This window comes from Sphingobacterium sp. UBA3519 (assembly GCF_002377215.1).
Taxonomy (GTDB): domain Bacteria; phylum Bacteroidota; class Bacteroidia; order Sphingobacteriales; family Sphingobacteriaceae; genus Sphingobacterium; species Sphingobacterium multivorum.
On sequence record NZ_DFPI01000035.1, the window covers coordinates 33,891 to 47,537 of the forward strand.

The 13,647-nt window shown below is 39.4% G+C and carries 9 protein-coding genes and 1 tRNA gene; 6 read left to right on the forward strand and 4 right to left on the reverse strand.

The genetic code is table 11. The features are described from left to right. Positions 1-162 precede the first annotated feature (162 nt). The 5 genes from B3297_RS22045 (at position 163) to B3297_RS22065 (ending at position 6,635) form a co-directional block, all read left to right on the forward strand. Positions 163-1,497 carry an amidohydrolase family protein gene (locus tag B3297_RS22045; protein ID WP_115046269.1) on the forward strand — a complete coding sequence of 445 codons (1,335 nt, stop codon included), beginning with the start codon at positions 163-165 and terminating at the stop codon, positions 1,495-1,497. A 237-nt stretch (positions 1,498-1,734) separates the two neighbouring features. After that, on the forward strand, positions 1,735-2,544 hold the full coding sequence (locus B3297_RS22050) for a hypothetical protein (protein ID WP_070562848.1): 810 nt from the start codon (positions 1,735-1,737) through the stop codon (positions 2,542-2,544). After that, on the forward strand, positions 2,544-3,308 hold the full coding sequence (locus B3297_RS22055) for a methyltransferase domain-containing protein (protein WP_070562758.1): 765 nt from the start codon (positions 2,544-2,546) through the stop codon (positions 3,306-3,308). Before B3297_RS22050 ends, B3297_RS22055 begins: the two co-directional genes overlap by 1 nt. Before the next feature lie 9 nt (positions 3,309-3,317). Then, a complete protein-coding gene (locus tag B3297_RS22060) occupies positions 3,318-5,468 on the forward strand; it encodes a sensor histidine kinase (RefSeq protein ID WP_070562755.1) in 2,151 nt (716 codons plus the stop codon). Positions 5,469-5,549: 81 nt separating this feature from the next. After that, entirely contained in the window at positions 5,550-6,635 is a 1,086-nt protein-coding gene (locus B3297_RS22065) for a sensor histidine kinase (RefSeq protein WP_070562752.1), read from the forward strand. A 99-nt stretch (positions 6,636-6,734) separates the two neighbouring features. On the opposite strand, the gene B3297_RS22070 is transcribed toward B3297_RS22065, so the two are convergent. The 4 genes from B3297_RS22070 to B3297_RS22085 all read right to left on the reverse strand — a co-directional run bounded on the left by B3297_RS22070 (position 6,735) and on the right by B3297_RS22085 (position 11,916). Continuing rightward, the gene (locus B3297_RS22070) at positions 6,735-7,199 is read right to left on the reverse strand and encodes a response regulator (RefSeq protein ID WP_046673283.1); all 465 of its coding nucleotides are present in this window, start codon (positions 7,197-7,199) and stop codon (positions 6,735-6,737) included. Positions 7,200-7,443: 244 nt separating this feature from the next. Further along, a tRNA-Lys gene (locus B3297_RS22075) sits at positions 7,444-7,516 on the reverse strand. Between the two features lie 163 nt (positions 7,517-7,679). Then, entirely contained in the window at positions 7,680-8,414 is a 735-nt protein-coding gene (locus B3297_RS22080) for a carboxypeptidase-like regulatory domain-containing protein (protein ID WP_139144916.1), read from the reverse strand. A gap of 298 nt (positions 8,415-8,712) precedes the next feature. Beyond that, entirely contained in the window at positions 8,713-11,916 is a 3,204-nt protein-coding gene (locus tag B3297_RS22085; protein WP_070562746.1) for a S41 family peptidase, read from the reverse strand. Positions 11,917-12,454: 538 nt separating this feature from the next. On the opposite strand from B3297_RS22085, the gene B3297_RS22090 reads away from it, so the two are divergent. Next, on the forward strand, positions 12,455-13,642 hold the full coding sequence (locus B3297_RS22090) for an MFS transporter (RefSeq protein WP_070562743.1): 1,188 nt from the start codon (positions 12,455-12,457) through the stop codon (positions 13,640-13,642). Positions 13,643-13,647: the final 5 nt, after the last annotated feature.

Consider the following 13,647-nt stretch of genomic DNA (forward strand, 5'->3'; position numbering starts at 1 on the left):
ATAAATTTAGCGTTTTTGGCCGGCAGAGTGAAAATTTATAGCGAAAAAATTGAAATATATTGAATTTATTATTTAACTTAGAAGATATTTTTTCAAGCCAACATTAGTCGCTCGAATTAAAATTGATTTGTCATATTATATATTAACGTAATTCTCCAAATTATGCGTTTAGGTCAACTACTTACTTTATTTCTTTGCTCGGCTTTTATCCATGTCATCCAAGCACAGGAAAAGCAAGTTTTAATAGAAAATGTTAAACTGCTCGATTATAAAACTCAAATGTTAACTCCGCCAAAACATGTTTTAATAAACGGTAACACGATTCAAACCATTAGTACATCTCCTATTGACGTGCAAAGTAAGAATATCGTTAAAATAGACGCTAAAGGCAAAACCCTAATGCCTGGATTGATTGATGTACATGTCCATTTGGTATTTGGAGCTTTGACAATGCCTCAAATGATGACAAATGACCTTTCCGAGGAATTCTTGATCAAAACGGTGGGGCTCTCGGCGCAACAGATGTTAATGCGGGGTTTTACAAGTGTACGAGATGTCGGTGGCCCTATATTTCCATTAAAGGCGGAGATCGACAAGGGTAAGCTTCTAGGGCCTAGAATATGGCCTTCTGGTGCTGTTGTTAGTCAAACAGCGGGGCATGGAGATTTTCGGACACAGGAGGAAAAATCGCGTCGTTTTTTTGGCATTGTCTCTCGTGCGGAGCGATATGGAGCAACATTCATCGCCGATGGTCGTGATGAGGTTCTGACTGCAGTACGAGAGAATCTGAGATTCGGAGCAAGTCAGATTAAACTCATGGCGGGTGGAGGAACTTCTTCAGCATACGATCCTGTGGATGTTACCCAATATACGCTAGACGAAATGAAAGCAGCAGTAGAAGCAGCCGAAGACTGGGGAACCTATGTCACCGTACATGCGTATACGCCAAGAGCAATTCGAAGAGCGATCGAAGCTGGTGTAAAATGTATAGAACATGGACAATTGCTCGACGAAGAAACTTTACAGCTGATCGCAAAAAAAAATATCTGGCTTAGTTTACAAAACCTGGTGGAAGATACACCCGATATGGATCCACAACGAAGAATCAAGCGTAAACCCGTCATTGAAGGTCAGGAAAAAGTATGGCCAATGGCTAAAAAATATGGAGTAAAGCTAGCTTGGGGTACAGATTTCCTTTTTGAGCCGGAACTGAATAAAATGCAGAATGCTTTTATTTTGCGACTTCAAAAGTGGTTTACAAATGCCGAGATCATTAAAATGATTACTCAAGACAACTGTGAGCTTCTGCAGCTTTCGGGATTAAGAAGTCCTTATCCTGGCAAGTTGGGAATAGTAGAAGAAGGAGCTTTGGCAGATCTGATCCTTGTAGACGGAGATCCGCTTAAGAATTTAAAACTATTGGCAGATCCAGAAAAAAACTTTTTGTTGATCATGAAAGACGGTCAGATTCATAAAAATAGCCTCCAGAGGCATTAATATTTACAAGGTGAAATTTATTGTATCTCGAAAATCCGCATCTTAAGATGATAAAATGTATTTTCGATGACATCAGTTAAAACGGGCTATTTTGGCTCGTCAAGGTGAAAAAGGAATCAAACAATTTTACCATCACATGGTGCAGGCGGTTGCATTACGGTATAATTTATTTGAAGAGTAAACACCTTTGCATTTAATTGATTAGTTTTGCGTTTAAACGATAAATCAAAGCATTCGGTGGCATTATTATTCAACGACGGGCGTCCAGTAGTAAGACTAAGAGCATTTCGGGCTATCGACGATCCCCAAACCTGTGAACGTTTCATAGAAGGACACGCGCATGTGTTAACTGCTATAGGCGTAAAGAAAGTAACTTCTTCCAAAAATGACTGGATGTACAATCCCGCATCATTCGTACTGATCGTAGAATCCCTTGATGGTGATAAAGTCTATGGTGGAGTACGTATACACGTATCTGGAGGGAGTGAACCACTTCCGATTGAACAGGCCACGGGAGCGATGGATGCCAAAATCTTAGACCTTGTTTATGATTATGCGCAACAGGGAACCGGTGAAGGTTGTGGGCTTTGGAATTCCCGGGAGATCGCTGGATATGGTATTGGCAGCATATTTTTGACGAGGGCTGGTGCCGCTATCAGCACACAGGTTGGCATTAAATCGCTCTTTGCTTTATGTGCTCCTTACACGGTGAAATTAGCAGAAAGTGTTGGCTACCGCATTGATACAAGTGTTGGAAATAATGGCACGTTCTATTATCCTAAGCTGGATCTGCTGGCTACGGTAATGATTATGCGTAATCTTGACACCTTGACCGAAGCCGATCAAGAAAACAAAGATGCAATTTTATCACTTCGGAATAATTCCAATATTGTCCGCATAGAAACTTTGCGGAATAAGGAAATTGAAATTCATTATCAAATCGATATTCCGAATCTCAATCAATGGGATTTAAATGAAATTATTAAAAACCTGAAACATACATCATTAGATCACAAACCAGATGATCGTAATTTAAATATCTTATAATGGACACTAAACATTATGGTGCCGGCTATTTAATGGATACCGGTGATTTTCTTAAACAATTAAAAATACATTCATATACTCCTTTTAATACGATTAAAGAGGGCGTTGTCGTCGATCTAGGTTGTGGCACTGGAATGGATGCCATCAATTTAGCTAATATGCTAGGCCATAACGTTCTTGTCGTTGGATTGGATCATGATAAGGCTTTAATCGAACATGCCAAAACAAGCAGTGTGGAGGTAAAGAACGTCGACTTTGTTCAGGGTGAAGTTAATCAACTTAGCTTTACAGATAATTCCATTGCTGGCATCAGAATGGAACGTGTTGTACAACATCTTCCGGAAGCACCGAAAATGTTTGCTGAGGTTCACCGTGTTTTGCGTGAAGGTCAACCCCTAGTCATCGTCGAGACGATCTGGAATAGCCTGACATTTTACAGCAAGCATGTGGGTATTGAGGCTAAGATATGCCATTATTTGACCGAAGAAAAAGTCAATAATGGCTGGGCTGGGAATAAATTAACTTCAGACCTATTGACTCAAGGCTTTAAACAAGTTCAATTGCAAACATTCTGTATGGTAGCCCGCTCGAAAGAAGAAGCCAACCGCTATCTTTTCTTAGATAAAATTCTTTTGGAGATGGTCGAAAAAGGGAAGTTGAGCACAGCTGAAATGGAGGAATTTCAAAACACATTGGACCAAGCTGATGAAGCGGGTTGTTTCCTTGTTTCTATGAATTTAGTTATTGCCGAAGCAAAAAAATAGCATATAGTGATGAAATGCTGGCTTAACTTGATCTTCTTATTTATTTTTACGTGCAGTTCAACTTGTTTTGGAGAGGTTATTATCGATCAACCGACGCAGCGTGTATTGATCGGATATGGTCTCGAGCGTTATATGGGGAAAGGAGAGCCTAACTTTGCGGATACTTCAGCTTCCTCCTTCCAGTCGTTAGAAAGCAAGGTACCCAATTTGGGCATATCACCCACTGACATCTGGTTCCGATTGCCTGTGACAAATAAGGGAAAAGAGAAACTTGAACTCTTGCTCGAAATTGCCTACCCTCTCTTGGATGAGGTCGAACTTTTTGTACCATCATCAAATGGGCATTATAAATCGATCAAACTGGGCGAGCATCAATCTTTTTCGGCTAGAAAATATAAGGTTCCTAATTACGCATTCGACATCCAATTACCCGGATATGAGAAAACGATCTTTTTTCTTCGTGTAAAAAGTACGGAACAGATTATTCTCCCGATCTATTTAAGTAACGAGCGCAGTTTCTTAAAAGAGATGAATGACGACAGTTTGATAAGCGGGATCTATATTGGTATTGTCGGGATTATGGCGATATACAATTTATTCCTGTTTTTTTCAGTTCGTGAAAGGGGCTATCTGTATTATGTCCTTTATGTTCTTTGTGCAGGAATAACACAAATGGGCATTAAAGGTTATAGTTTTCAGTATCTGTGGCCAAATTGGACATATTTTGCAACAAAAGGTCCTATTATCTTCGGATGTTTATCAGGCTTATGCGCCCTGCTTTTTGCAGATTCATTTCTTCAATTACCGAAAAACGCTCCTCGGTCAAGACGTGTGATTACTGCTTTTATCATCCTTTTTGTCGTTGGTAGCCTTCTTACACTGCTCAACCTTACACAACCAGCGTTCATGGTTATGCAGCTAACAACAGGAGCAGGCTCTTTATTTGTCCTTTACTTATCCTATCGGGTAATGATAAATGGCTATAAACCAGCTAAATATTTTGTTTACGGTTGGACAATTTTACTATTAGGTTCTGTCGTCTTTTTATTGAAAGATTATGGCATTTTAAAATATAACGATTTTACGAGTAACGCCGTACAAATTGCATCTGTTGTGGAGATGGCCTTATTGTCCTTCGGTCTAGCTTATAGTATCAATATCTTAAAAGAAGAAAAAGAAGCATCACAAGTCAGGGAATTAGCGATCTCATTAGAAAACGAAAAGTTGATACGCGAGCAAAATATCGTATTGGAACAAAAAGTAGATGAGCGGACACGTGAATTAACAGAATCTAATGAGTCTCTACAAACCACTCTTACCCACTTGAAGGAAACACAATCTCAACTTGTCGAAGCCGAAAAGATGGCCTCTCTTGGTCAACTGACTGCGGGGGTTGCGCACGAGATCAACAATCCAATCAACTTTGTTACATCCAATGTCGCTCCATTAAAGCGTGATATCAAGATGATCTGGGAAACGCTGGAGGAGGTAGAACGTATAGCTTTTAAAGAGGGGATATCCGAAACGGAAAAGCAATTGCAGATCAAAAAATTCAAGGAGGACCTGGATATTGATTATCTGAAAACAGAGGTAGATTTTCTATTAAAAGGGATGCATGATGGGGCCCATAGGACCGCCGAAATAGTAAAGAGTTTGCGGATCTTCTCGCGCGTAGACGAGGATACATTAAAATTTGCAGATCTAAACGAGGGGTTGGAGTCAACAATGGTTATCCTCAATAGTTTATTAAATAACACGATTGAAGTTGATAAGATCTATGGTGATATGCCAAAGGTCGAATGTCATGCCGGCAAACTCAATCAGGTCTTTTTGAATATTGTGACAAATGCTATTTACGCCGTGAATAAGAAGTTTAATCACGATGTTGGTGGTAAAATATGGATTGAGACCGGAGTTCACGCGGATAATACCTCCGTCTTTATCAAAATCGCAGACAATGGTATAGGTATTCCAAAAGAAATTCATGAACGGATATTCGAACCATTTTTTACAACAAAAGACGTTGGCGAAGGTACTGGTTTGGGAATGTCCATAGCCTATAATACCATTGCGAAACATCATGGTAAAATTATCGTAGATTCAGAAGTGGGACAGGGCACAAGCTTTACACTCCTCATTCCAATTCAACAAAACAATTAATACCACTATAAACTTAAAATAGTTCAATTAACTATTATTTTTTCATATCTTTTGTAAGGGATAAAACCATATAATAAAATTATGCAGAGGGAGCTTGAAATATTATATATCGATGACGAAGTAAACAATTTGGTTAGCTTTAAAGCGAACTTTAGATACGATTACGCTATCCATACAGCATCCAATACGAGTGAGGCCGAAACGATCCTTCATGCTCATCCTGATATCCGTATTATCTTCTGTGACCAACGTATGCCGGATGAGATGGGCATCGATTTTTTGCACCGCATTAAAAAAGATTTTCCAAAACCAATCCGTATTCTTTTAACGGCTTATGCCAATATGGAAACTGTAATTGATGCAGTTAATAAGGGCCATATTTTTAGGTTTGTCCGAAAACCCTGGATGAATGAAGAAATCGTTTCCGCAATAGAAGAAGCTAATAAGTTTTATGTTGCAAACTCCATGCTAGAGGTTAAGAATCAAGAGCTACAAAAAGCTTATGATGAATTAGATAAGTTCGCTTATAGCGTTAGCCATGATCTTCGTGATCCATTGACCGGGGTTCTTTCTGCGGTGAAACTTGGATTAGAGTTTGACAGCATAGATCGTATCCATGAGTTGTTATCACTAATGGATAGTTCCTTGGTCAGCTTAGATGCTTATATTGACAGTCTGCGCGACTATTATCTTTTACGAAGAGGAGAACTCATGTTGTCAACGATAAATTTCGAAGAGCTCTTTGGCAACATACGCCAGTTTTACAGCATGTATACGCAAAATAAGGATGTGGCTTTTGAAATTTCAGTGGATCAAAAAGAAATCTTTAGCGGAGACAAAGCACTTGTAGAACTGATTTTGCATAATCTTCTTTCTAATGCTTTTAAATATCAACGTAAAGGGCAGGAAAACCAGTACGTCAAACTCTCAGTATCCGTATCAGAACGTAAAGCTAAAATTATGGTGAGTGACAACGGAATAGGCATATCTCCAGAGTATGTTGAAGATATCTTTAAATTATTCTTTAGAGCCAGTGATCAAGCGAAAGGCATGGGATTTGGGCTCTATAATGTTCAGAATGCACTCTTAAAACTACAAGGGAAAATCGAAGTACAATCACAACCCAATCAGGGTACAACCTTTACCGTCGTCATACCGAGCAAATAATCCTTTCACTTTCGGCAATCCGATGCGATGGCAGCGAAGAGCATCACAAAGCAAACAGACATTTTAAATAAAAGTTGACTTTCCTAAAATTATAATCCTTTAGGAAAGTAGCTTTTGCCGAAGCAAAAACTCCAACTGATCATTTGAAGTCTCAAGTTGAGAATTAGTCTCCACAATTTTTTGGCGCTCAGCATAGACATCATAAGCGCGTTGAATCGTTTGATCGAGCTCCTCTTCACTCCAAGGCTTATTGAGGTAATGAAAGATTTTTCCTTTATTGACCGCATCAACGACAGCTGCCATGTCCGTATATCCTGTCAAAAGGATACGCATTGGGGCTGCATTGATCTTAATAATCTCTTCCAAAAACTCTACACCGGTCATTTCCGGCATACGTTGATCAGTAATGATAATATGTATCTGGTTGTTTTTGACAATATCGATTGCATCGGCACCACTAATTGCCGTAAACACTTTATACTTTAGTCGAAATGTCGCTTTAAAAGAAAACAGATTGTTTTCTTCGTCGTCAACGTACAATATCGAAATCTTCTTGTCTTCCATAAGCTTATCGTCTGAAATACAAATTTACGTAATAAATTCGCTGAATTAATAACAGATTAAAGAGTTTTATGTTTTCCTAGCAGAAATAATACGGGATAGCTGATAAAAATAATGGATTCGTTATCCGATGATTATAACATTGAACATTAGAAAAAAGATTTAAAGTTAATAGCTGCCTAGGGAAAATAATCCAACTTGTATTGAAAAAAGCCATCCTACATTTGTAAAACGGCTTTTTTGAAAGTGACCCCGCTGAGGCTCGAACTCAGGACCCACAGATTAAGAGTCTGTTGCTCTACCAACTGAGCTACGAAGTCATTCGATAATCCAAATGTAAGGTTCACCGTAGAAAAAGTCAAGTGGAAAAGAATATTTTTTTGACTTTTATGACATTCAAGCGAGATTTTTGGCAGCTGTCCCATAAGAAAAACAGACTCAAATATGTCATTTAAACAAATTATTCTTTCGCTCCATAACGTCTTATTTCCTTGCCACAGCAATCTTTCCCATAATCATTGGCTTAACTTCCATTTTTATTGGTTTATCCAGTTGTATTTTACTCCCCTTTTTGATTGAAATCACAACCGTTTTATAGCCTAACATCTGTGCACGGAGCTCCTGATCTACCCGAAACAGAGATTGCGGTACCCAAAGTTGAAAATCTCCATTTTCATCCACTTGCGTACGGTAATTTCCCAAGGACACCTCTGTTCCCATCATACTTACATCGCTTCCAGCACAAACTACTTTACCTTTTATGCTTACTTTTGTGCTATCGGGGCTTCCTTTTAATGTTGAATTATCATTTGTTGATGAGCTAACCTGCCCCTGCTGCTTTATCTGATCATTTTCTGTTTTTGTTTGGACAACGACAACTTCTCCAGTCAATTTGTTTTGTGCTTGAGCAGCATGAAAGCTCAAGGATCCAACCAACAAGAGGCCCGCAGCGATCCCCGGCCATCTTCCTTGCCAAATAGGGTTTTTAGAAAAAGAAAAAGGGACATCCAATTCACGCATCAACTGATCTTCATAAAATCGACCACATAGCCCTTTACCGGCTTTTTTTATTTGATCTACAATTTCCTGATCATCCATCTGTGAAAAATCTACAACCATCTTCTCACATTGACCACAAAAACGCCCTTGTTCTTGTGGCGTCATCTTATCCCACTCTGCAGAGCAAGAGTCCTTCACTTGTAATATAATCTTTTCCATGTTGTCTCCTTTTTTTATATTTTGAGAAGGGATGCAGGAAAATCGACTATTGCATAATGAAACAGCACAAAAATCACTAAACACTGATAAACAGGTAATTAATAACACACCTTAAAATTATATGTTGACTTTTTAGGGAAAGGGTGGCCCGAATGAAGTACATCATACGCTGAAGAGCGATATAGCAGAAATCGGAAGATCAGGTTCATAAAAATGCCCCCAGAAAGTGTCTAACTTTTTGGGGGCACTGCAACTTTTGACAGTTTATTTAAAGTAAGTAATGTTAGCGCTAACTTCTTTATTTTATACTGTCAAGAATTTCTTTTATAGCTCTTTCCAACTGCGGATCTTTATTTTCCATCCGATCTTGTACGGTATTTTTTACAAGAATATCTGGGGCAACTCCAGTTTGTTCGAGATCCTGACCATCAAGCGTATAACATCCCCAAGACGGAAGTCGATAGTTTGATCCGTCGACTAAGCCTTTAGCAGAAGTAAAAATAATCCAGCGATAGGTCTCATTACCGATGATTTTGCCCAACTTAAGTGCTTTAAAGCCCGCTGCAGTCATTTCAGCATCACTCAGCGATTGCTCATTAATCAATAAAACAATAGGCTTGGCAGATGGTGCAAAATTACTTTGTGGCGCACGTTTACCACCTCGGTATTGCCACTGTAAGTAAGGGCGTTGTGACAGGAATCTTAAAACCTCATCGTGTACATTTCCGCCTGTATTATAACGCAAATCTAAAATAATCCCTTGTTTGTTATTCTCCTGTTCGGCCATGTCGATCAAGAACCGCTGTAACTCAGTATCCGACATATTTTTCATATGTGAATAGGCTATCTTATTGCTACTCAACTGATCAACTCGACTTCGGTTATCTCTAATCCATTGGTCGTAGAGGAGATCTCTAAACACGGCGCTTGATACCGGACGAATGTTTGTCTGAATTTCCTTGCCATTACGATTCAAGGTCAATTGAATTTCTTCTTCCAGTGAAGGCCAAGTAAAATAACTATCGCGGTCTGCCTGCGTATTCAATTTTGTTCCGTTAATCGCGATGAGGATATCACCCGCATGAATATCAGCTTCTTTCTTTGCCGCGGGGCCATTCGGAACAATATAGCTGATCTCGTAAGGATTGCTGGAATCATAGGTCACACCGATTTCATTCGTTACAAAACCAAACGGCTTACGTTCTTCCTGTCCCATTGAACTGAAACCCAGATGCGACGAATTGAGCTCGCCCAACATATCATTTAAGAGGATGCGCAAATCTGTCCTATCGTTGATACCTGGAAGATACTTTTCATATTTCTTTTTTATCGCAACCCAATCCACTCCATGGAAGTTGCTATCGTAGTAATTTTCCTCCAGATTGGCCCATGTTTCATAAAACATTTGATTGAACTCTTTCTCGAGATCTCGATTGAATTTAAAACTCATTGTAACCGCATCAAGCTTATTCAAGTCAAGATTGTATTTCTGAATCGTTCCTCGGGTCAATACGAAGTATTTTCCCGCCGACTCTACAAAATTCTCCATGCCGCCGTCAGCGACTTTTTCGGTTTTGGTCGGTGCAAACAACTCATATACGGTACGATAAGTACTATATTTCCCTTCATGATTGGATGAATAGAAAAGATAGGATTTATCCCCTTTTTGTATCACCAAAGGATTAGATTGTGTTCCAAATGCAGGACTCACTTGCTCAATTCGATCACGCAGTCCTTCTAAATCCAATTGAACCAAACCAGCTTTCTTGGGTTCGGCTATTGGTATCGCGGTTGGCTTGCCCTTATCGACATCATTTTTCTTTTTATCCTTAGCGCCAGCTTCCTTCTTAGCTGTACCAGTTTTATTTACTGTTGTATCTTTCTTTTCGGGTGTTACAAATAATTCATCAAACTTTGCACTACGGTAAGGTTGGTCAAAGTTGGTCAATGCCATTCGGAAAATGCTGGAGTTTTGCATACCGGTAGGATAAGAAGGCTTAGTCCTATTACTCGCAAAATAAATATATTTACCATCAGGAGACCAATATGGTGCTGCTTCTGTGACTCCTGTATTTGTCAAATTAGTCGTTTGCTCATTTTTCAGATTATACACAAAGATATCCTGTTCAAAATTGCGCATAGCTGTGAATAAAAGATAGTTTCCATCAGGGGAGAATGAGGGCGAAGAATTTTGAAATGCCCAGATTTCATCTTTAACTACTGTTTGGCTCTTCAAACTTGTCAAATCCAATATACGTACTTCATCACGACCACTGAGGTACACAGCTTTTGTCCTATCTGCATTGCATGTAATATCACGGTTGTTACGCAGATCTAGTGTCAATTGCTTTACCTCACCTTTACCGTCTGCCGTGCGTGAAAACCAGTTCTGGTAGCCTTGATACGTTTGGCTATAGAGTAATGTTTTACTGTCTTTAAGCCATTTAACCTCCATGACACGTTCTCCCTGACCGGGCATCTGACGAACAAACTTTCCTTCAATATCCGAAACGAACAATTCGCCACGTGATACAAATGCCATTTTCTTTCCGTCCGGAGAAACGTCGAAATTACTGATGTTACCTGAAATGTTAAACTCTTTCAGCTTTCCTAGCACTTGATTGCGGTTAAGTGCGATGTTGGGCTGTACGGTTTTCTTTCCATTGACATCATAAATATAAAGCTGATAGCCCTTTTCAAATGCCACTTTAGTACCGTCTGCCGCGACAAACGGACGTTTGATTGATTCTTGGAAAGAAGTCAATTGAGTTTTCGACTTTCCCGTTAGTTGATAAAGGTTGTACTCACCATTGCTTTCATCGGACACATAGAATATGTTTCCTTTTTGGTCCACAGTGGGCCAAAAATCCTTACCGATATAATCTGTATACTGTTGAAATGCCTTTGTTTTGGGATTATAAGACTTGATATCTGGATTGAAAGCACCTTTATATCGCTTGCGGTTCGCCGAGCTATAGCCTTCCCAGCTGTCATTGAATAACAATTCTCCCGAAGGAGTTGGCACCACGTTACTGATATAATTAAAGACATGTGGAAATAACCTTGTCGCCGTACCTCCATCCAAAGCAACTTGATAAGCGCTCATTCTATTGTAACGCGATGATGTGAAATAAAGCGATTTGCTATCCCAGCTCCAGCTGTCCACTTCGTCCGAAGCATCATGCGATGTCAGCTGCCTTATATCTCCACCCGCCAAGGGCATTACATAGACATCCATATTACCGTTTTGATTGGCGGAAAAAGCCAACCATTTTCCATCTGGGGAAATTCTTGGATTGATCTCATTTCCTTCCATTCCTGTTAACCGTACCGCAACACCACCTTGACTTCCAACTTTCCAAAGGTCACCTTCGTAGCTGAAAACCATTTCCTTTCCATCGGGACTTAAAGTCGGATGGGATAAAAACGTGGGTTGTTGGGCAATAACACAGGTTGTTCCAGCATAGGCTAGAACTGTACTTAAAATTAGTTTCTTTATCATGTTATCTAGGAGGCTAATAGTTGTTTGCCAATACAAAGGTAGAATAGGTATTGAACAAACCACCATGAAATAGCGAAGAATTTTATATTTTTATTCCTTCACTACATCAACATTTAATTGTTGACTTTCTCCCGTTATTTCACTGCTATTATTTTCTAATGATATGGAAGCCCAAACCTCTTCTATTTTGACTACCACATCGAATATCTTCTTAAATTAAAGTATGCATACAAATAAACTGAAACAAATGTGTCTATTTTCGGTTCCTATACAAGGAATGATTACGTACAATATATGATATTGAATAAATATGTTTAGCCGAATTCAAAAAGCACATCGTATTATTTTCTTACCGGAAGATTGAGGCAGATGATAATTATCGAAACTAGCGCATATAATTATCATCACGCCGATATGCTATTTAAATATAGGCATATTTCGTATCCCTATTGTAACCTAAACATGCAAATATTTTTTGAATCATTATATTTTTTAATGGGATACTTATCCTTAACTTTGCACCCTCAAATCAGAAACTATGGACGCAACGTTAACTCACTCAGAAGAAGATCTTTATAAGAAACGAAATCGCATAAGAATTGCGGTATCGCTTTTCTTTTTTTGCCAAGGTATCGCGTTTGCATCTTGGGCAAGCCGCATCCCCGTTATCAAAGCTCATCTCAACTTAAGTGAGGGTCAATTGGGGACAATTTTATTAATGCTTCCAGTCGGACAACTTGCAACGATGGCTCTTTCAGGAAAATTGGTTACAAAATATGGAAGTGCTAGCGTTTTGCGTATCGTACCCATCGCTTACACCTTGGTCTTGTGCTCCATCCCCTTTGCGCAGAATGCCTGGCAGTTAGGAGGCATACTATTTCTATTTGGTGTAACCGGAAATATGTGTAATATATCTGTTAATACACAGGGTGTCGCAACGGAGCAGGTTTTCAAAAAATCAATAATGACTTCCTTTCATGGAGCCTGGAGTATCGCTGGTTTCACAGGAGCACTAGTAGGCTTGTTAACGATGAATTTTGGACTGAACACCTTTTACCATTTTTTAATCATATTAGTCATTGTCACAGCGAATACACTAATCAACCAAAAGTATTTGGTTCCTGGCAAATCTCCTCAAAAGGAAAAGCGCAGTTTTTTCTCTAAACCAGAAGGTGGCTTACTTCAGCTCGGCATCATCGGCTTTTTCAGCATGGCAACTGAGGGGGCAATGTTCGACTGGAGTGGGGTGTATTTCAAGGAGATAGTTCAGGCGCCAGAGAAATTTGTTGTCGTTGGCTACGCTTCATTTATGATCATGATGGCTACTGGGCGCTTTGTTGGTGATGCTGTCATTCGGAAATTGGGCCGAAAAAGGACCCTGCAGTACAGTGGCCTACTGATGTTCATCGGGATGATGACATCGGTTATTTTTCCCGAATTTATCATCTGTACCCTAGCTTTTATGTTGGTCGGTATCGGTGTAGCTTGCAATGTCCCCTCCATCTACAGTATTGCCGGACAGAACAAAAATGTGCCCTCTGGAGTGGCTTTGGCCATGGTTTCAAGCATTAGCTACTTGGGCTTTTTAATGGGACCACCTTTAATTGGGTATATTGCTGAAGTCTTTAGCCTACGCTATTCCTATGGTATTTTTGCCTGTTTCGGACTGTTGATGTTTATAATGGTTGGACGATTATCTTTATTCAAAGACACAAGCCAAACCTAATCGAA